The organism is Bacillus cereus group sp. BfR-BA-01382, assembly GCF_022663475.1.
GTDB lineage: Bacteria > Bacillota > Bacilli > Bacillales > Bacillaceae_G > Bacillus_A > Bacillus_A thuringiensis_S.
Genome location: NZ_JAKUFQ010000074.1, coordinates 1 through 21361 on the forward strand (window position 1 = coordinate 1; position 21361 = coordinate 21361).

A 21361-nucleotide genomic window follows, 5' to 3' on the forward strand; every position below is an offset into this window, starting at 1 on the left:
ACTCCTTGAAGACCTTGTGCACCTTGTGCACCTGTCAATCCCGTAGTCCCTTGTATCCCTTGAACTCCTTGAGGACCTTGTGCTCCAGCTGCTCCTGTTTCCCCTTGAATTCCTTGTACTCCTTGTATACCTTGCGCTCCAGCTGGACCAGTTGCTCCTCGGATTCCTTGTTCACCTTGAACTCCTTCCGCTCCTGTAACACCAGCTGGACCGGCTATCCCTTGTATTCCCACCATTCCTTGTGCACCTGTTGGGCCTATTACACCTTGAATACCTTGAATACCTTTAGGGCCTTCTGCACCTGTCGGACCAGTTACTCCACGCGTACCTTGTATTCCTTGAGAACCTTCTGCACCCGTTGGACCCGTTATACCTGGGTTACCTTGAGGACCTTGTGCCCCTTGGACTCCAACTGCTCCAACTACACCTTGGGAACCTTGGGCTCCCCTTACACCTTGAGGACCTGTTGGACCTGTTATACCTTGCACTCCTTGCGCTCCAATTGGTCCTATCCCTCCGCTTACACCTGTTGAACCAGTCGCACCCGTTGGACCTGTTGGACCTCCTGGCGGGCCGGGTGGACCTGATGGACCAGTCACTCCACTAGATGGACCAATTGGACCGGTTGTTCCCGTCGGACCACCCGGTGGTCCTTCTGAGCCTTGTGTACCAGTAGGACCAGTTGCTCCTGTTATCCCTCGTACTCCTTTTGCTCCTTGAAAACCTGTGGATCCACTTACTCCTTGTATTCCTTGAACTCCTTGTGGACCTTGAGGGCCTGTTACACCGGTTATTCCCTTTATTCCGCTTATACCTTGAGGACCTTGTATTCCAGTAGAACCAGTTGGTCCTACTACACCTTGTGCCCCTTGATCACCTTGGTGTCCTTGTTCTCCAGTAATTCCTTGTATTCCTTGAGCGCCGTCTTCTCCTTGTATACCAGTAGCCCCTTGCTCTCCTTGTATCCCTTGAACACCTTGAGGACCTTGGGAACCAGTTACCCCTGGAACTCCAGTTCCCCCTCTCTCTCCTTGTATTCCTTGTGCCCCCGTTTGTCCTCGCTCACCTACTTCCCCTTGTATTCCTTGTATGCCCTGTATTCCTTGACTACCAGCAGGACCCGTAGCTCCCTGTGTTCCTTCTAATCCTTGTACCCCAATATCACCAATTGGACCTTGGTTTCCGATTAATCCTTGAGCACCTTGGAGGCCAGTTGGACCAGTTATACCTTGCTCTCCGGTATCACCAACAGCTCCTTGTATTCCCTGCGCTCCTGTTGTCCCTCGCGAACCTTGTATTCCCCTGATACCTTGAGGTCCTTGGGGACCAGTTGCTCCCGTCGGTCCAGTCGTCCCTGTTGGACCAACAGGACCTTCATGCCCTCCAGTTGGACCTACAGGGCCACTATTACCTATTGGACCAGTTGCACCTATAAGCGGAAGAGGCAGTGCCACTCCGAATTTTTTGCAATTTTTATGATGACGCACAACAATCCCCCTTCCCTAAAATCATTACACCTTTTATATGAAATGCATTTTTTTAAAAAAAGTACACCTCTGACCTTATTTTTTAAAAATAAAGAAGCCTATCATTTCAACTATTTGAAACGATAGGCTTCTTTTTATAAAACAATTTATTTCCTCGCCTTAATAATAAAAGTAGTTGGTACCATCCTAGCTTTATATAAAGAATAATATTTCGTAGACGGCTCAGCTAGTTCTCCATCAAACGAGCTCGATGGTTCAGGCTCTTCTATTCTCTCAATTATAAAGCCTGCTCTATTTAACTCATTTATATATGTACTTATTTTTCTCTTATATAATATCGCTTGTACATTTTCTCCTTTAAATGTTTCAAACGTAATGGACGTTTCCTCATGATAAGAAGACTTTATAGCAACTTCTTCTGTACCATATTGTAAGTTTGAATATACTGGGTGCTCCCAACTAAAAATAAAACTTTCTCCTGGCTTTAAATAGGAATATATAAACTCTACTGTTTTTCCTAAATTTGAAGTCCAACCTAATGCATAAATGGAATATATAATATCAAAATACCCTTTCTGAATATCTCCTTCTTCTTCCATTGCTCCGCATATTAACTTTGGATTCCAACGCTTTTACGTTTTATTCGCTGTTTTAATTTGTTCACTTGAAAGATCAAGACCCCATACTTCCTCTGCCCTATGCTCTGCCATATATTGCAACGAATGTCCACTTCCACACCCAATATCAAGAACTTTTTTATTTCTAATTGAATCGAACAAATGAATCTCATCTTCAGACGCCGTATACGGACCATATTTCGGTAAACAATCCACTTGAAAGAAATATGGTGCAACTGTATCCCAACACTTTTTGTTTAAAGCTAACATTTGTGTGCCTTCCATATCATTCCCCCCATCCATTTTTCTTTCTCTAATATTACTTACATATCATAACCAGATCGCCCTTTTCTCTTCGCCCGGTAGTTTTTCACTTTTGCAATCGTCCCGCATGCTCTTCCTCCTTCTTCTCCAGCATACATACCGCACCATCTTTTACTTCCATTTCGCGAATAATCATAAAATACCCAGCGACAATCTGGACATGCTTTTAACCTTCCCCACACATTTTCTTGAATTGACATTAACACAATGCTTAGCACTTTTGTATACACATTCTCTTCATATACTGGTTCATATGTAATACCTTTCATATCTTCCTTTATATGTACATGAAATGGGTATTTCTCTAACCATTTTTGCAATGATCCTTCGCCTTCAATTGTCATCCGAATATCTTCTCGAAAACCTCTTAATTCCTCTATCGTATGAAATGGAAACTCTTCATCAAAATATTCTTTCATAAAGAGCTTTATATCTTCTTTTGTTTGCAGCAAATCAATTGGCTCTCTCGTATCGTTTGGTATTCTCCATGTATTTAAAAATTCCCGAATATATTCTAGTTCATTTGGAGCGTTTTGATTCAATTCGATCCACCTTCTTCTTAAAATTTACTTTTTTCTGACTTTATGTATAATTATAGTATAAAATAGTTAACCATCAAATAATTTTACTGGTTACATAATTAGGGGGATTTCTATGAAAAGTTTCTCAACACCGATACGTTTCATGCTTATTTCTTCATTTTTTATGTCTTTTGGGTATTTTGCAGTATACGCATTTTTAGCTATTTATCTATTAACCTTTCTTCATTTTTCTGCTGTCCAAGTAGGAACAGTGTTGACGGTTATGACAATTACATCACGAGTTATCCCATTATTCTCAGGGTTAATTGCTGACAAAATAGGCTATATCATTATGATGATAGCTGGTTTATTTTTGAGAGGAATCGGATTTATCGCTTTAGGAATATGCTCTGATTTCTATACAATTTCTATTTCTTCTGCACTTATTGGCTTCGGAACTGCATTTTACGAACCTGCCGCTCGCGCTATATTTGGCTCACAGCCAGCTCATTTGAGAAAAAATTTATTTACATATTTAAACCTTAGCTTTAATTGCGGTGCAATAATCGGACCAATTGCAGGAGGGTTCTTACTCTTACTCGATCCACTCTACGCTTTCTCTCTAACAGGATCTCTTATGCTGTTATTTGCTTTTATCTTTTACTTACTTAAAAATCACTTCCATGTCACTACTGAAAACACGTCTATTACATTAGGAATACAGGCCATCTTACAAAACAAGTCTTTCCTTCTGTTTTCCTTTATCATGATTTTCTTCTATATTATGTTTACTCAGCTTACTGTCGCACTTCCACTTCATATGAAAAACATTAGTAATAGCAATCAACTTGCTACACTCGTTATTACGATAAATGCGATAACAGGCGTCATATTTATGGTATTATTCCGAAAATTATTCCACAAATACAACACACTTTCGATTATTAAATACGGTGTTTTATTAATGAGTATTTCCTTTTTACTCATTCCTTTATTTCAACACCCATATTGGCTCTTTATTTGTGTAATTTTATTTACAATCGGTGAAACACTCGTATTACCTAACGCTGATATCGCTATTGCAAATTACAGTAATGAATCATATACAGCCACTTTCTTCGGATTTTATCAACTATCACTCGCATTTGGTTTTATCATCGGTAACTATACCGGGACATCGTTTACATCCAATTTAAACGGAATGTATACACCATGGCTTATTTTCGGCGGAATAGGAGTTATTGGTTTTATTTCACTCCATATTTTAAATATTAAAAAAGGGAGCTCTAAAGAGGATATATACCTATGTAATGAGACGAAACCTCTTTAACACATTACAATTGAAATGGTACCTTTAGACAAGCAACCTATAATAAAAAAATTCGACCATCATACTTGACAGTCGAATCTTTTTATTTTTCATATTCAAGATGATTATGTCTTTTACAACTAAATAAATAGCACCCCCCTAAATGATAAGTTTCAAATTCTAACCCTGGAACATATCCAGATTTGATACGTTCTATCATTGTTTTATAACAATTATTCTCTTCTGTATATTCCTCAATTAACTCTTTCTTATCTTTTTCTGTCCAGTTTTCTTCTACGTCTTCATTCTGAACACCTTCTATTTCTGATGTTTTCGCTTCGATAGATTCCTGTATAACTTCATTTATACGGGAGAAATTATTAGCTTTATATAGAGCATATACAAACCTACCAATCCAGTTAGGACTTTTCCAAACTTCTTTGTATCCCTTTTCGAACCATTCAATTGCTTCGTTATAGCAATTCAACTCAACATATAAATCTGCTACATGAATTTCTCCTAAAAAATTATCAGATTTCCTGTTAAAAGCATCTAACTTCTCTTTCGCTTCTGTCGTTCGCCCTAAATCAATTAAGCATTTTACATAGCTATACATTATATAGTCCGAATCCCCTGCAACTCGCAAAAAAAATTCCGAAGCTTTTTCTAACTCTCCAAGGTTATAATGCGCTACAGCTACATTGTGAAATGCTTCATCCGATGGTTGCATCGAAATAGATTTTTGCAATACTTCTTTCGCTTCTTCCCATTTTTCTTGTTTCGTGTAAATTTCCCCTAAGATGTTATAAGGAAAGTATGAAGAAGGATTCAACTTAACAACTTCTCTTAGCTTTATCATCATTCTCTTCCTCATAAAAGTACATCCAAGCCAGATTATTGAGAGATTGTACGTCTCTAGATTCATGTACTGCTTGTTGAAACAGTTCCATTGCTTCCTCATATTTATTTTGTTCAAACATTTCAATTGCCTTCTCATTAATGTTCAAATAACTACCTCCGAAGTAAATGAATTCATCTATTCCCTATCATTATTGTAAAATGTAAAAATTATAATTTCTATAAAAAAATTTCTTTCTCTCGTCTACATTTCGATTGAAATAGAAGCTAAAACACACGAATTTACAACAATCAGTAAATTTTTTAATCTCCCTTAAATTGGATATACATCCTATTTTAATTTACATATTATGGTACAATTAAAAGGGTACTAACTAAACATTTACGCTCCACACTAGTAATCTAGCAATACCAAAATCAAAATTCACATGGAATTGAGGGATGTTATGAAACAGAAATTAGCTGTTCTTCTATTCACCGGAATCATATTATCCGGATGTTCAGCTATTGCAGGAAATTCTTTAGAAACTGGAAACGGCAGTATGGAATTATTAACACCAACCATTACAACAAAAGATAATGAATTAGAAATTAAGACCGAGGGCATTGATGAAAATAAAGTGACCTTTATTTATGTTGCTAATAAAAAAGTATTGGAACAAAAAATTAATAATGGTGAATCCTACAAGCTTAACATTAAAGATATCGAACACGCTCATAGGACGGACTACAAGCCAAAAGTTCAACTTTTGCAAACAAAAGATGATGATAAAGATGGAGAAATGGTAACCTTTAAACAAGTTAGGTATACAGTTAAAAAAAATTAATTTTATAGGCATTTCATTATAAATGTAACGAACGAAAATTTACTTTTAACAGTGGGTAAATATAAGGGGTGCTAGCATGAAAAGAAGATGGATTTATTGGTGGATTGGTAACATATTTTGGATTATAGCTTTCGGGATATTGACAGCTATCATTTTGCTAAGAGAGGTTGATGGGACCGGTGTTACTCAAACACCTGAGCTGAAATTAATAGCCTTTATCGTTTTATTAATTGCATTTATATTACCAATAATTATTCAAGTTGTATGGTTACTTGTTAATTTAAGAAAGAGTAGAAAAAAATAATACATAAAAAAGAGAGGAATCTTTTTCAAACTTGATTCCTCTCTTTTTATTTTGGGATTATGCCATGCTTTTAAAGCTGCACTACCCCCTTTTCTTTACGATGCATGTTCATCTTTCTTCTTCATTAACGCTCTCTTCTTCATCGCCTTCGTTAAATATCCGCCTTTAAATGAACGGATTTCATAAGAAGACATAAACGCTTTCGGTGCAATTTTATTAATGATTTCTAACAGTTCTTTCTCTCTAGAGCGCTTTGCAACGATATCTAAGCGATAACGTATAGAATTAATTCCTTCGCCTTCAAATACCGTAACACCAAATCCAGAGTGACGTAGTTCATCTACTAATTCATTACAACGGTCTAGTAAACTAACTTGATACGTAATATAACCAATTGCTAATTTATTCTCTATATAACCGCCTAATAAAAGTCCTGTACTAAAGCCAATGACATAGGCAACGATGTTCATCCAATTTGATAAATCTTGAAACACAATACCTAAACTGACAATGTAAATAGCTCCTTCTAACAATCCAACACCAGCAGCGGATCTTGTTTGATTCTTTACAAGCAAAATCGTACGGATTGTTAAAATTGGAACATAAATAATTTGAAGCACAAAAATAAGTAACGCTTGTAACATTGGTATCCACCTCTTTCAAAAAGTCTTTTGTCATAATAACATACATAACCTTTAGAAATCGATGGGTTTTTAAATTTTTTTACATTATTTTTCATACTATTGAAAAACGAAAAAAAGAAGCGTATTATATTTGTCGTAAAATTGATTCCTTTCATTAGCTCACTTAAACACAAAAAAGGAACCCCATTAGGCCCCTTTCATCATAGCTCTATGTTTTTCGAAGCATGTTCCCTTTGCTTCTCTTCCTCTTCCTCTTTCACTAACTGCATATTCGCATAAGCTAAATTTGCAATCATTAAAAAGTGACCACCTAAAATGCCTGTACCAAATGCCCACATTTCCATTTCATGCTCAATTTCATACATGATGATTGCTCCTAAAATGGCAGCTGCAAATCGGTTTAGAACTCCTAACCCAGGAGCCTTTTCCTTCATTACGATACTTTTTCCGAGTTTCTCCACCCTGCGAGCTAATAACCAAAGACAATAGGCGCTTACTGCTAATCCAATACCAAACCCTGTCACTTGTTTTCCAAACGGAGTAATCGTCCACATAAGTAGTAAACCACTAAAGATCACATACAATTGTAATCGATATACACGTAAGGCTTCTTGAATCAAAATATCCGCTCCTAAGTTCTCATTTTTTGTACTTTAGAAGAAAAGCAGCAACTTACACAGTTGCTGCTTTCTCTTCTTCTTGTTCTTGTTCCATCTTACGAATTTCAACACGTTTAATTTGGTAAGCGTCTTTTTCTAACACTTTAAATTCATAACCTTCCGCCTCAACGTGTTGTCCTTCTTCGATTTCATGATTTTGCATCATAATCCATCCACCGATTGTATCCACATCATCTTCTTCGATGTGTAATCCAAATAAATCTTTCACTTCTGAGATAAGCACTTTTCCATCAACAATGATATGTTGCTCGTTCACATGTTGAATTGGTGGTGCTTCATCTTCATCATATTCGTCACGAATTTCGCCGACGATTTCCTCCAAGATATCTTCAAGCGTTACAATTCCGGCTGTTCCTCCGTACTCATCATATAAAACAGCCATCGGAATTCGCTTTTTCTGCATTTGAAGTAATAAATCGTGAATTGGAGTCGTTTCCATCACTTCAATAATCGGACGCATATACGAGCGAATAAATGATAAATCTTTTTGATCCTCGGTCATATATCGAATAAAGAAATCTTTTACGTTGACCATACCGATAATATCATCTTTATCTTCCCCAAAAATCGGATAACGTGTGTATCGCTCATTTTGGATTACTTTCATGTGTTCTTCTACTGAATCTTCCAGGTAGAAACCAATGATTTCTGTTCGCGGTACCATAATCTCTTTCGCAATACGATTATCAAATTCAAAAATGTTATTTACATACTTGTATTCAGCTTGATTAATTTCGCCGCTTTCATAGCTATCTGAAAGGATAAGACGTAATTCTTCTTCTGTATGAGCTACTTCATGTTCTGAAGCTGGCTTTAAACCGAATAAACCAGTTATCACACGAGCTGAACCGTTCAATACCCAAATAAATGGATACATTACTTTATAGAACATCATTAATGGACCTGCCAATAATAACGTTACCCTTTCAGCCTTTTGAATTGCCATCGTTTTCGGAGCTAATTCCCCTACTACAACGTGTAAATACGTCATAATCATAAAAGCAAGACCAAATGTTAATACTGATGAAATAGAAGGATTTAAGTTCCATTTCTCAAATAACGGGTGTAATAACTTTTCGATTGTCGGTTCACCTAACCAACCTAATCCCATAGCTGTAACTGTAATACCTAATTGACAAGCAGATAAATATTCATCTAAATTTGTTGTTACCTTTTTCGCTGCTAAAGCACCGCGTTTTCCTTCCGCAACAAGCTGATCGATACGGCTTGAACGTATCTTTACAATCGCAAACTCTGCTGCTACGAAAAATCCAGTAAATGCGATTAAAATCGCAACCATGACTAAATTAAATATTTCCAATGAATCCCCTTAGTTAAAAAACTAAGGTGTCCACCTCCTGTATACTATAATGTTTTCTTATTTATTTGTTAGAAAACATAGCCCGATACAAAAATTAAAGAGGTCGGATTTCACTTATTCTATAATAATAGAGCAAGTGTCTGTATTAAAGCTGTCGTTTGACCTGATAAAGATTTCGATATTTTTTCACGTTGTGAATCAGTCAATTCATCTAAAAGCGGTTTTAACTCAGTAAGCTCCACTTCTAATCGGTGAATATGGTCTGTCACTTCATTCACTTGTTTCGAAACGTGTTCATTGATACCGAGCAGCTTCTTCTTCTCCTCGATTTTCTCTTTAATCTCACAAAGCGGCATATGCATTTCTTTGCACTTCTCAATAAATTGTAATGTCTCAAATGCTGTTTCGTCGTAATAGCGATAATTAGATTGAGATCGCTCCGCTTTTAAGATACCTAGATTCGTATAATAATCAATCGTTCGTTTCGACACGTGAGCCATGAGAGCCAACTGTCCGATTCGATACACCTTCCCAACGATCTTCCCCCCTTGTTTATATTACTTACATCATACAACACATAAACTGTACAGTCAAACGTGACGGTTTATTATTCACAATTTATACACAACTTCATATATTTTCTTAAACTTATAGAATATGATTCTACTTATATAATTAAATTATTAAATTTCATTAATTACGTGCTAGCCAAATATATTTATGAAATCACCTGTTCTTTTCAACTTTTCTTATTTTAGAACATACCGTTCTATTTCTAAAAAAATAACCCAGTACAATAAACTGAAAATTAAGTTATAATATCATTATAAAATATGAAGGAGGAATGCACTCATGTACTACAACACTTCATTCGAAAACGATCAGCCTGTAGGCCGTCTATAAACTAAGACGGGCATTCATTTAGCACATACACTACGCCTCGTCTTAGGGAACTCATATTACCCTAAAAATAGACGGAGGTACTTTACATGAAACAAACAATTTTAGGAGCTATATATTTATCACTAACAGCAAGTATATGGGGTGGTATGTATGTTGTTAGCAAATACATACTCGATTTTATCCCACCACTGACACTCGTTTGGTTACGCTTTATTATCGCTTTTGTTGTTTTGTATTTCATTTTGAAAATAGCTGAGAAAAAGCAAAAGAAAAAAGCAACCATTCGCAAAAAAGATTGGCTATTATTCGCTTGGATTGGATTTATCGGCTATTTCATTTCAATCACATGCCAATTTATCGGAACAAAATTATCCGACGCTCATACAGGCTCGTTAGTTACATCAGCTACACCTGCATTTATGGTTATATTTGCAGCGCTCATTTTGAAAGAAAAACTAACTGCTCGTAGACTTTTATCTACTATAATAGCGACAATCGGTGTCATTATCGTAATCGGATGGGATATTGAAATCGGCTCCTATTTTATCGGAACAATCATTTTAGTTGGAGCCGCTATTACGTGGGCTTTACTATCTATTTATGTAAAAATCGCTTCAATCCAATTTTCATCCTTAGTTATTACAACGTATGCCATATTCTTTTCACTCTTTTTTATTACACCTTTTATGATAGGGGAACTACAAACATCCTCTATCGGAACAGTAAATACGTACGTCATATTAGGCGTATTATACTTAGGAATCGTCTCAACAGCAGGTGCCTTTTTCCTTTGGAATAAAGGATTAGACTTAATGGATGCAAGCATCGGTTCCTTATTTTTCTTCTTCCAACCTATCGTTGGATCATTACTTGGTTGGCTCTTATTAAATGAGACATTAAATAGTAACTTTTTCATTGGTGGTATGCTCATTATATGTAGCGTTTTCATTACTACTTTTGAAAAGAAATAACAAAACAGGCAGAGATTCTTAGTCTCTGCCTGTTCGCATAATTGGATCTTGGTCGTGAAAACCAATACAAATCGGTATATTACTTTGCACTTCACTACGTACACTTATAAAACTACACAGCGTTTTAGCAATTAAATATAAAGTTATACTGATTGCTTTTTCACTTGTATCAAAGCCATTTTCATTATACATATCCGCTAATTCTACAGACCCCGACCCCTCAATATTATATGTCCATTCTGAAGCCCAATTATCGTCCTCTTCTTCCATTGAAACATATTCCTCACAAATATAAAGTGAAACTTTAATCAGTGGGGGCGTTCTTCATCCCCACTGATTATTAGTTGAACCAATCGGGCTTTTACGGGCAGTTGACTTCCCACGTAACTTCTTTGCTTTCGCTGAATTTTGAGGTGGGGGTCTTACTGCCCGTTAATGCGGGATAAAACTGACTATTCCACTCGTTATCAAGATCATACTCTAAATAAATCGCCTTTGCTTCTTCATTAGTAGCCATTTCTACAGCTGCATCCAAACCTACTCTAATACTTTCCTTATATGACTCTAAATCAATTGCTTTAATTCGTTCTGCATATTCTGTAGACGCCAACATGCAACAAATATCATAATACTTCGCTTCTATTTGCTCTACTGCTAACGAAAAGGCATCCTCTTGCACCTCTTCTAAATACTGAAATATATCCACACTAAATACTCCTCACTCTTTACGCACTCCAATGCGATGGACGAGACAATAATTTCGGTAATTTCGTATGTTTGTCCCCTCTAGCCGCATTAACTTGAACTTGCGTCAGGAAAATACTATTTGTAAAATCAGTCCCGCGAATATCTGCATCTCGTAAATCTGCTCCGATGAGATCTGCCCCTCGTAAGTCTGCTCCATTTAAGTTTGCCGCAATTAAATATGCTCCTCTTAAATTTGCACCTTGTAAATCTTTCTTTTTCAGATTTGCTCCCATAAGGTCTGCACCGCGGTGTATGATTCGTTTCTTACGCGCAGTATTCATTTCCTTCCATACTAATTCGCTCGTTTCTAAAAGAAGAATGTTTACCTCTGCCCTATGCACTGGAACATTTATTTTCATTAACTCATCTGGATTTAAATTCGAAAGTCGCTCTGTCTCCTCAATTGCGGTCTTCAGCTCTTTATGAATTGGCTGTGTTGCCTTTAAAAGAATCGCTTCATTCAAATACCAAAGCATTTCATGAAGTTGATGCATAACTGGAAAAGCATCATACATTTTTCTCGCATGCTTAGCATCTTTCCGCCAATCAACCCCGTTAAATGTAACTTGAGAAATCTTCTGCCCAGCGCCGAAACATTCAAATACTGTACAACCTTTATAACCTTTTCCTCTAAGATTTTTATGTATACTACATTTAAAATCTGATTGTAAGTTGGAACATGGTTTACCACCATCTTTATTCACTGCAAAATCTACCGATGCTGCGAACGGTAATGCAACGCAACATAGACCGAAGCATTTTTCGCAGTTTGCTTTTAAATGATCATTATGATTAGTCAAAATCTATACCCCCTGTTGTCTTTTGACTATTTCATAATATTCCAACTGTAATAAATAATCAATTTTAAAATAAACCGGCATCTTTCGTTTCAATTCATAACTTTATCATTCGATTTCCTTTCAATTGAAAAGGACTATTTTTATTTAATGAATTATAATTAAATTATAAATTTTCTAACTAAAAGGAGACTTATTATGGCACTACAAATGAAAACAAACTGTCAAATTTGCGATCAATCGCTCGAACAAGATTCTGAAGCATACATTTGTGTATATGAATGTACATTTTGCGCACCATGTACAGAAGAAAGACACAACGTTTGTCCAAACTGCGGCGGCGAATTAGTACGTAGACCGAAAAAGAAACAATAAAAAGCAAAGCGATATCGCTTTGCTTTTTATTGTTTTCTGAGTATATGAAATTATATCGAACACAACTTAAACATTTAAAAACTTCACACAAACAGGCTCTGGCACAGCAACATCAGATTGTAAAAGTGTTAACTTTCCTGTAGATTCATCTCTTGAAAATAGCACAAGATTATGTGACTTTTCATTTGTAGCAACAAGAAACTTTTCAGTGGGATCTAATACAAAGTCCCTCGGCCAATTTCCTTCTGTAGATGTATGTTCAACAAATGTAAGCTGACCTGAATTTTGATCTACGCTATAAATAGCGATACTATTATGACCACGATTACCTGCATATACAAAACGGCCGTCAGAAGAAATATGGATAGCACTTCCTTGACTATTTTCATCAAAGTGTTCTGGAAGAGTAGAAATATACTGTACTTCTGTAAAGGATCCTTCTTCCGAGTTATATGTTAGCGCAATAACCTCTGAACTAAGCTCCGTCATTACATAAGCGTATTTTCCATTTGGATGAAAAGTAATGTGTCTTGGACCACTCCCTGGATTTACAGATAAACTATTCACTTCTGTTAATGTACTATCTTTTATTTCATACGTAATTAACTTATCAATTCCTAAATCAACACCTATCACATATTTTTCATCAGGAGTATATCCCGCGTAATGTGCATGTGGTTTTTCTTGTCTCTCTTTATTTGGACCTGAACCTTCATGCGCCATAATAGATGAAGCAGGATTTACAGTTCCATTTTCTTCATTTATTTCAAAAGACTCAATCGTTCCTTTATGGTAATTTGCTGTAACTACCGTATGATTCCCACTATCAACGCTCACATGACAAGGAGAAGCCCCTTCTACTACTTGTCTGTTTTCTGCCTTTAACTCTCCAGTTTTACTATCAATTGAATAGGCAGCTACACCACCAGATTCTCCTTCCTTAACAACGGAATAGAGATACTCATTATTTCGGTTAATCGTTACATATGTAGGGTTATCCAGCTTAGCGGCAAGTGTTACATTACTAATTTTTTTTGCTTCTGTGTCTAAAGTAATCTTATATATTCCTTCACTATTTTCTTTTGTGTAAGTTCCAACATATCCAATAAACTCTTTGTTATCCTTCATTTTTATAACCCTCTCTCCCTATATTTTTCGTTCATCATACTTCTTAAAATATTTTATGTTGAAAGAGTATCCTAAAAAATCGGAGTACCTCTTTATACGTTACCATATTTTCTTGATAAATAGCTTTTAAACCCACTTTTTTTGGTACGCTGCTATACTTTCATATTCTTCTTCCAATTGACGAGACAGACGAATATAGATTGGTGTTAAATCTTTATATTTTTCCACACTTTCCATGTTTGGCCCATGATGAAAATCTGCCCCTACCATTTCAGAAACTACGCATAATGTATCTATTTCACCTAAACTATATAAACCGAGGATTGCAGCACCTAAGCAAGAGCTTTCGAAACTTTCAGGAACATATACGTCTTGATGGAAAATATCTGCCAGCATCTGTCTCCAAAGTTCCGATCTTGCAAAACCGCCTGTCGCTTGAATTTTTTTTGGTTCGCCAATTAGCTCTTTTAAAGCGAGAAGAACGGTATATAAATTATAAATTACTCCTTCTAAAACAGCACGGATAAGATGTTCTTTCTTATGATGCAATCCGAGTCCAAAGAAAGATCCCCGTGCATTTGCATTCCATAAAGGAGCTCTTTCCCCTGCTAAATACGGATGAAACAATAAACCGTCAGATCCAGGATTCACATTTGCTGCTATTTCAGTAAGTACTTCATATGAATCTTTTCCTAAACGCTTCGCAAGTTCAATCTCTGAAGTGCCCAATTGGTCACGAGCCCATCTGAAAATCATACCACCGTTATTAACTGGACCACCGATTACCCAATGGTCTTCAGTTAACGCATAACAAAAAATTCTACCTTTTGGATCTGTTACAGGACGATTTGTTACAGCACGTATCGCACCGCTTGTACCAATTGTAACAGCCACAACGCCAGGGTCTATCGCATTTACACCTAAATTAGATAGTACTCCATCACTCGCTCCTACTACAAAAGGCGTAGAAACAAGTACATTCATCTCTTTGGCAAGCTCTTCATCTAATCCTGTTAAACTGTGCGTTGTTGGAACAAGTTTAGAAAGCTTGTCATCTGTAATTCCCGCAACATGTAAAGCCTCTTCATCCCATTTTAAAGATTTCAAATTAAACATCCCTGTCGCTGATGCTATAGAATGATCAATTACATATTCTTTATATAACTTGTAGAAAACATATTCTTTAATAGAAATGAATTTATAACTTCTTGCGAACAATTCTACCCGCTCATTCTGTAACCAAACTAATTTCGAAAGTGGTGACATCGGATGAATAGGTGTCCCAGTACGTAAATAAATTTCATGACCATTCATATCATTCTTTATTTTCTCCGCCCAGCTTGCACTTCTATTATCTGCCCACGTGATACATTTCGTTAACGGATTTCCATCTTCGTCTACAGCGATAACGCTATGCATTGCCGAACTGAAAGAAACACAGAGAATATCAACCGCTTGTATATTACTTGATTGCACAACTTCTTTAATCGTATGTATCACCGCTTGAAAGATTTCTTCTGGATCTTGTTCTGCTATTTCAGGCGTAGGAGAATATAAAGGATATTCAATTCCATGACTTGCAATAACAGATCCATCAATTGAAAACAAAACCGATTTTGTACTAGTTGTCCCAATATCTACACCGATCATATATTTCGATCTCACTATGTAACCCCTTTCAGAATATACCATTAAAAAAGAACACTCTCAATTCTTTACTAATTATGCATACATACTTGGGAGCACCATGGTTTATACGAAAAAAGACTCTCCCTTATGAGAATTACGTGCTAACTAACTTTACTCTCATAAGGGGGCCTTTTCATATCTATTGTACTAATTTGAAAATGAATCGTTTCTATATGATATTGCTGTTTTCACGTAATAAGATGTCAAAATCAAGATTAAGTTTATAGGATGAAGTCACATAGAGATTGACCCTCTCGTAAAAAAGCAATTAGTGAACATTTCACTTCATTATAATTTAGGCGCTTTCGCCCAATCAGCAGCAAATTTCTCAATACCTTGGTCTGTTAATGGGTGCATAGCAAGTTGTTCAATTACTTTATAAGGAATTGTTGCAATGTGAGCACCTGCCATCGCTACACGAGTTACATGATCTGGATGTCTAACAGAAGCCGCAATAATTTGTGTATCTAGTTGATGAACATCGAATAATTCAGCAATTTTAGCAACTAATAATACGCCATCTTCAGAAATATCATCTAAGCGTCCTAAAAATGGAGAAACGTACGTTGCACCTGCTCGAGCAGCTAAAAGTGCTTGGTTCACAGTGAAAATAAGTGTAACGTTCGTTTTCACACCTTTTTCAGTAAGGTAGCGACAAGCTTCTAATCCTGCTAGCGTCATTGGAAGTTTTATCGTGACATTTTTATCGCCATCGTTAATTTTAATTAATTCTTCTGCTTGAGCAATCATTTCTTCTGCCGTAACAGCATCTGGAGTTACCTCTGCCGATACAGACTCAACTTTAGGTACTGTCTGACAAATTTCTGCGATACGGTCTTCAAACTTAACGCCCTCTTTTGCTACTAAAGAAGGATTCGTTGTAACACCAGCTAAAACTCCAAGTTTATATGCTTTTTTTATGTCCTCAAGATTTGCAGTATCAATAAAAAATTTCATGATCAATTCCCTCCAGTTTTTATACGTTGATGAGTTACATGTTTAATATGATTATCCCGTAAAAGCCCGATTGGTGTGGGATGAAGCCCCCACTGATTAAAGTTTCACTTTATTTCTTTTCTACTGCATGTCCGCCAAATTCATTGCGCAGAGCTGCTACAACTTTTCCTGTAAATGTATCATTGTCTAATGAGCGGTAGCGCATTAATAGAGACATCGCAATAACAGGAGTTGCTGTTTGAAGGTCTAATGCTGTTTCTACTGTCCATTTCCCTTCACCAGAAGAATGCATAACGCCTTTAATTTCATCCAGTTTTGCATCTTTAGAAAATGCATTTTCAGTTAATTCCATTAACCAAGAGCGGATTACTGAACCGTTGTTCCATACTCTTGATACTTTTTCATAATCGTAGTCAAATTCACTTTTTTCTAAAACCTCAAATCCTTCACCAATAGCAGCCATCATACCGTATTCAATTCCGTTGTGAATCATTTTTAAAAAGTGACCACTACCAGCTTTTCCAGCATATAAGTACCCATTTTCTACAGCTGTATCGCGGAAGATAGGTTCAACGATGTCCCAAGCTTCTTGATCTCCTCCGATCATGTAACAAGCACCATTGCGAGCGCCTTCCATTCCACCAGAAGTTCCTGCATCCATAAAGTGAATGCCATCTTTCTTTAATTGCTCATATCGGCGGATAGACTCTTTATAATGTGAATTACCAGCTTCAATTAAAATATCTCCTTTTGATAAAAGTGGTGTAACCTCATCAATAACAGAATCAACAACAGCGTGTGGTACCATTACCCAAAGAATTCTTGGTGATTGTAATGACTGAACAAGTTCACTTAAACTAGATGTACCTGTTGCCCCGTACTCTTTCATTTCTTCTACTGCGCTCGTATTTAAATCAAATGCTACTACTTCATGTTTATGATCCATTAAATTTTTCCCTAAATTTAATCCCATTTTACCTAACCCAATTAATCCTACTTGCATAATATAATTCCTCCTCAAATCATCTTTTATTAAAAATCCATATCACTACAATCTGGAATACCTTTCAGCACTGAAATGTTAATATGTACAGAAAGGTATTCACAGTCATAGCTTAAGAATTCAACACATTTTTTGTAATTTGAACAACATTTTCTGTCGTAAATCCAAATAGATTCATGACTTCAGCTCCAGTACCTGAAGCTCCAAATGTTTCAATTGATAGTACTTTTCCTCCTTGTCCTACATAACGTTCCCAACCGAGAGATACACCCATTTCAAGAGATACTCGTTTCGTTATAGAAGACGGAAGAACGGATTCTTTATATTCGTTCGATTGGTAATCGAATAGCTCCCAGCTCGGCATTGCAACGATGCGAACAGAAACTTGATCTTCTTCTAATTTTGCTTTCGCACTAGCAGCTAAAGAAACTTCAGAACCTGTCGCAATTAAAATTACATCCGGATTTTCATTTGTTTGTGTTAATACGTAAGCTCCTTTAGAGAGATTCTCTATGTTCGCTTTCGTTTCATTAAACACCGGTAAATTTTGACGGCTCAGTACTAAAACGACTGGACCATCCGTTTGCTGTAAAGCATACGCCCAAGCACTTGCTGTTTCATTTGCATCTGACGGACGGATAACTGTTAGACCAGGAATTGCTCGAAGCGCTGCCAATTGTTCAATTGGTTCATGCGTTGGACCATCTTCTCCTACAGCAATCGAATCATGTGTAAATACGTAAGTAACAGGTAACTTTTGCAGTGTAGCCAGTCGAATCGATGGACGAAGGTAATCATTAAATACAAAGAATGTACTTACGAAAGGTTTTACTCCTCCATGGAGAGCCAGTCCATTCGCTGCCGCGCCCATTGCATGTTCACGTACACCGAAGTATATATTTCGTCCAGCATATGATTCTACTGCATATACTGCTTCACCTTTTATATCTGTCATCGTAGAATGAGAAAGATCCGCACTTCCACCGAAAATAGAAGGAATCGATTTCACATAATGATTAATAGCTTCCCCACTTGCAACACGAGTGGAAATTGTTTTTTCAGTATCAAAAGATAGAATGTCTTTCGCTTCAATTAAAACCTCACCTGTAATCGCTTTTTCTAATTCATCTGCTAGTGCAGGGTTTGACTCTCTGTATACGTTAAATTGCTCATTCCATTCGTTCTCTTTTTCAATACCTTTTTGTTTCAGTTCATTAAAATGAGCTGTTACTTCTTCAGGCACAAAGAAGTCTTCCTCATAGTGCCAACCATACACTTGTTTTGTCGCTGTCGCTTCTTCTACTCCAAGCGGATTACCATGTGCTTTATTCGTTCCAGCAACTTTTGGACTTCCATAACCTATAATGGTTCTAATTTCTATAAGAGTAGGTTGATCCGTATTTTCTTTCGCTAATGTAATGGCTTTTGTAATAGCATCGACATCGGTTCCATCTTCAACTCTTACATATTGCCAATGTACAGATTCTGCCCTTTTCTGAATATCTTCAGAGAAAGCAATGCCTAATTCACCATCAAGTGAAATTTCATTTGAATCATACAGTACAATTAACTTGCCAAGTTTCATATGTCCTGCCATTGACATCGCTTCATAAGCGACACCCTCCATTAAGTCACCATCTCCGACTAAAGCATACGTATTGTGATCTATAATAGAGTGACCATCCTTATTAAACTTCGCTGCTAAATGAGCTTCTGCCATTGCCATTCCGACAGCATTAGCAATCCCTTGTCCTAACGGGCCTGTAGTCGCTTCAACTCCAGGAGTATGACCAAACTCAGGATGTCCTGGTGTTTTACTATTTAACTTTCTGAAGTTTTTCAAGTCATCAATTGAAACGTCATATCCAGCTAAATGAAGTAGGCTATATAACAGACTAGATCCATGTCCTGCCGATAAAACGAAACGATCACGGTTAAACCATTCTGGGTGATTAGGATTGTAATTTAAATGATTCGCCCATAATGCATAAGCCATTGGTGCTGCTCCCATCGGAAGACCTGGATGACCTGAGTTTGCCGCATTAATAGCATCAATCGATAACGTACGAAGTGTATTCACTGCTAATTGATTTATGTTTTGTGCCATAGTAATCGTCCCCCTAAATGCTTTCATGAAAGAAAGTACTTATTTTTCCGTCTCTTGATCTAACCACCATTTAAATCCACTTTCTTGCAACAGTTCATTAGACGCTTCTGGACCATATGAACCAGACTCATATTCATGAAGCGGTAATAAGTTTTCCTCGAACGCTTCAAGAATTGGTTGTACCCATTCCCATGACAATTCAACTTCTCTCCAATGTGCAAAGAATGTAGCGTCTCCACTCACCGCATCATGAATGAGTCTTTCATACGCTTCAGGTACTCCCACATCCACTTGCTCGCAAGTAAAGTTAATACGCATCGGTTCAATCTCTCCATTTTTCAATGGATTTTTACTATTTAACTGTAATGAAACATTCTCACCTGGGCTAATTTCAATTATTAATAAGTTAGGTGCTGCATTTGGATTATTATCTTGATATTGCTGTTTTAACGTATTTTTAAACTCGATTACAATACGAGTGGACTTTTCTTTCATTCGTTTTCCTGTTCGTATATAAAATGGAACGCCAGTCCAAAATGGATTATCGATCCACAAACGAGCAGCAACAAATGTGTCTATGTTAGAAGAAGGATTTACTCCTGGCTCCTCTTTATACGCTACAACTTGCCCGCCTTTTATCTCTCCTGAAGAGTATTGACCGCGAATGATATGGCTTTGAACGTCTTCTTTTTTCACTTTACGAAGCGTCTCCATTACTTTTCGTTTTTCCTCTCGAATTTCACACGCATTAACCTTTTCCGGCAGATTCATAGCAGTCATCATTAATATTTGTAACATATGATTTTGAACCATATCTCGAATGGCTCCTGCATGATCATAATATCCGGCTCTTTCTTCAACCCCAACTGTTTCACTAGCTGTAATTTGTACATTTGCTATATGTTCTTTGTTCCAAATCGATTGGAGAACAGGATTTGCAAATTCTAGTGCTTCAAGGTTTTGAATCATCGGTTTACCTAAATAGTGATCAATACGGTATATCTCGTCTTCTTCAAACGTGCGACTAAGCTTATCATTAAGCTCACGAGCAGATGTAAGGTCGTGCCCAAACGGTTTCTCAATCATCAGGCGTTTCCATCCATCTGTTTTATCAAGTCCGCTTTCCTTAATATTTAAAGCAATGGTCTCGAAAAATTCAGGAGCAACTGAAAGATAGAACATTCTATTACCTTTTATATGTAGTTCCTCTTCCCTTTCACGAACGACTTGTAATAACCTCTCATAGTCTTCCGGTTTACTCACATCTAATGGACAATAGCGAAAATTATCTAAAAAACCTTCGAGTTCCGGAGTACCTTCTTCCCTCTGACGAGAAAACGTCTCTATTGATTCTTTTATTCTTTTTTGAAAATCTATATGAGACACTTCACGTCTTCCAAGCCCGATAACAGATATTTGCTTTGGAAGCTTTTGATCTCTATATAAGTTATATAGCGCGGGGTAAATTTTGCGTTTTGCTAAGTCCCCTGTCGCTCCAAATAAAACAAAGGTCATTGATTCCAAGTTCAGTCCCCCTCGTGATGTATAGTCATTGTCACTATAGTAAAAATGCATTGTACAGAAGCTACTATCATTGTTGATTCACTCTTGCTTCTTAACTTCAAATTTTTTATATTTGTCGCTTTCTCATTGTCCCCAATATTAATAGTGGCAATTCAAAGCATTTTTACCACATACTACTTAATTACTATAACTTATATAAAATAATTTAATTATTAAAAGTAATTAAGTTATTTTATATCTTTCATATTAACTACATAAATTATCATCG

The 21361-nt window shown here is 36.7% G+C and carries 17 protein-coding genes and 4 pseudogenes; 5 read left to right on the plus strand and 16 right to left on the minus strand.

Translation table 11 applies throughout. The features are described 5' to 3' along the window. From MR160_RS23555 to MR160_RS23565, 3 genes and pseudogenes are all read right to left on the minus strand, one after another. Positions 1 to 1487 (minus strand): annotated as a pseudogene (locus MR160_RS23555) (collagen-like protein); the annotation flags it as partial. Between the two features lie 146 nt (positions 1488 to 1633). Next, positions 1634 to 2389, minus strand: a pseudogene (locus MR160_RS23560) (class I SAM-dependent methyltransferase). Between the two features lie 38 nt (positions 2390 to 2427). Further along, positions 2428 to 2970: a CGNR zinc finger domain-containing protein gene (locus MR160_RS23565; RefSeq protein WP_044784249.1), complete on the minus strand. Its 543-nt coding sequence runs from the start codon at positions 2968 to 2970 to the stop codon at positions 2428 to 2430. Positions 2971 to 3082: 112 nt separating this feature from the next. On the opposite strand from MR160_RS23565, the gene MR160_RS23570 reads away from it, so the two are divergent. Next, a complete protein-coding gene (locus tag MR160_RS23570; RefSeq protein WP_000834868.1) occupies positions 3083 to 4279 on the plus strand; it encodes an MDR family MFS transporter in 1197 nt (398 codons plus the stop codon). Between the two features lie 82 nt (positions 4280 to 4361). Here MR160_RS23570 and MR160_RS23575 read toward each other — a convergent pair. Next, positions 4362 to 5265 (minus strand): annotated as a pseudogene (locus MR160_RS23575) (tetratricopeptide repeat protein). A 297-nt stretch (positions 5266 to 5562) separates the two neighbouring features. On the opposite strand from MR160_RS23575, the gene MR160_RS23580 reads away from it, so the two are divergent. After that, positions 5563 to 5943, plus strand: a complete 381-nt coding sequence (locus MR160_RS23580; protein WP_000810640.1) for a hypothetical protein — start codon at positions 5563 to 5565, stop codon at positions 5941 to 5943. 76 nt (positions 5944 to 6019) lie between these two features. Further along, positions 6020 to 6247 carry a DUF3923 family protein gene (locus MR160_RS23585; RefSeq protein ID WP_000830329.1) on the plus strand — a complete coding sequence of 76 codons (228 nt, stop codon included), beginning with the start codon at positions 6020 to 6022 and terminating at the stop codon, positions 6245 to 6247. Between the two features lie 95 nt (positions 6248 to 6342). Here the strand turns inward: MR160_RS23585 and MR160_RS23590 are convergent, their stop codons facing one another. The 4 genes from MR160_RS23590 to MR160_RS23605 form a co-directional block, all read right to left on the minus strand. Continuing rightward, positions 6343 to 6891 (minus strand): DUF2179 domain-containing protein, encoded by a 549-nt coding sequence (locus MR160_RS23590; protein WP_000938443.1) that lies wholly within the window; start codon positions 6889 to 6891, stop codon positions 6343 to 6345. A 200-nt stretch (positions 6892 to 7091) separates the two neighbouring features. Beyond that, positions 7092 to 7511: an ATP synthase subunit I gene (locus tag MR160_RS23595; RefSeq protein WP_000613871.1), complete on the minus strand. Its 420-nt coding sequence runs from the start codon at positions 7509 to 7511 to the stop codon at positions 7092 to 7094. A gap of 52 nt (positions 7512 to 7563) precedes the next feature. Continuing rightward, positions 7564 to 8892, minus strand: coding sequence for a hemolysin family protein (locus MR160_RS23600; RefSeq protein ID WP_000402254.1), 1329 nt, complete (start codon positions 8890 to 8892; stop codon positions 7564 to 7566). Positions 8893 to 9011: 119 nt separating this feature from the next. Next, the gene (locus MR160_RS23605; RefSeq protein WP_000285639.1) at positions 9012 to 9419 is read right to left on the minus strand and encodes a MerR family transcriptional regulator; all 408 of its coding nucleotides are present in this window, start codon (positions 9417 to 9419) and stop codon (positions 9012 to 9014) included. 462 nt (positions 9420 to 9881) lie between these two features. Here MR160_RS23605 and MR160_RS23610 point away from each other — a divergent pair, with 462 nt between their 5' ends. After that, positions 9882 to 10766, plus strand: coding sequence for a DMT family transporter (locus MR160_RS23610; protein WP_000814766.1), 885 nt, complete (start codon positions 9882 to 9884; stop codon positions 10764 to 10766). An 18-nt stretch (positions 10767 to 10784) separates the two neighbouring features. On the opposite strand, the pseudogene MR160_RS35375 reads toward MR160_RS23610, so the two are convergent. Together MR160_RS35375 and MR160_RS23625 are read right to left on the minus strand one after the other, a co-directional pair. Next, positions 10785 to 11472 (minus strand): annotated as a pseudogene (locus tag MR160_RS35375) (hypothetical protein). Between the two features lie 19 nt (positions 11473 to 11491). After that, entirely contained in the window at positions 11492 to 12313 is an 822-nt protein-coding gene (locus MR160_RS23625) for a pentapeptide repeat-containing protein (RefSeq protein ID WP_000181441.1), read from the minus strand. Positions 12314 to 12508: 195 nt separating this feature from the next. On the opposite strand from MR160_RS23625, the gene MR160_RS23630 reads away from it, so the two are divergent. After that, positions 12509 to 12685 carry a DUF1272 domain-containing protein gene (locus MR160_RS23630; RefSeq protein ID WP_001207874.1) on the plus strand — a complete coding sequence of 59 codons (177 nt, stop codon included), beginning with the start codon at positions 12509 to 12511 and terminating at the stop codon, positions 12683 to 12685. A gap of 66 nt (positions 12686 to 12751) precedes the next feature. On the opposite strand, the gene MR160_RS23635 is transcribed toward MR160_RS23630, so the two are convergent. The 6 genes from MR160_RS23635 to zwf form a co-directional block, all read right to left on the minus strand. Continuing rightward, entirely contained in the window at positions 12752 to 13813 is a 1062-nt protein-coding gene (locus MR160_RS23635) for a lactonase family protein (protein WP_000654322.1), read from the minus strand. Positions 13814 to 13939: 126 nt separating this feature from the next. Then, on the minus strand, positions 13940 to 15463 hold the full coding sequence (gntK, locus tag MR160_RS23640; RefSeq protein ID WP_242298132.1) for a gluconokinase: 1524 nt from the start codon (positions 15461 to 15463) through the stop codon (positions 13940 to 13942). Positions 15464 to 15790: 327 nt separating this feature from the next. After that, positions 15791 to 16459, minus strand: coding sequence for a fructose-6-phosphate aldolase (gene fsa, locus MR160_RS23645; RefSeq protein WP_000667694.1), 669 nt, complete (start codon positions 16457 to 16459; stop codon positions 15791 to 15793). Between the two features lie 109 nt (positions 16460 to 16568). After that, the gene (gene gnd / locus MR160_RS23650; protein WP_001195926.1) at positions 16569 to 17462 is read right to left on the minus strand and encodes a phosphogluconate dehydrogenase (NAD(+)-dependent, decarboxylating); all 894 of its coding nucleotides are present in this window, start codon (positions 17460 to 17462) and stop codon (positions 16569 to 16571) included. A gap of 112 nt (positions 17463 to 17574) precedes the next feature. Next, entirely contained in the window at positions 17575 to 19569 is a 1995-nt protein-coding gene (gene tkt, locus MR160_RS23655) for a transketolase (protein ID WP_086397787.1), read from the minus strand. A gap of 39 nt (positions 19570 to 19608) precedes the next feature. Further along, a complete protein-coding gene (gene zwf, locus MR160_RS23660; RefSeq protein ID WP_000445329.1) occupies positions 19609 to 21093 on the minus strand; it encodes a glucose-6-phosphate dehydrogenase in 1485 nt (494 codons plus the stop codon). Positions 21094 to 21361: the final 268 nt, after the last annotated feature.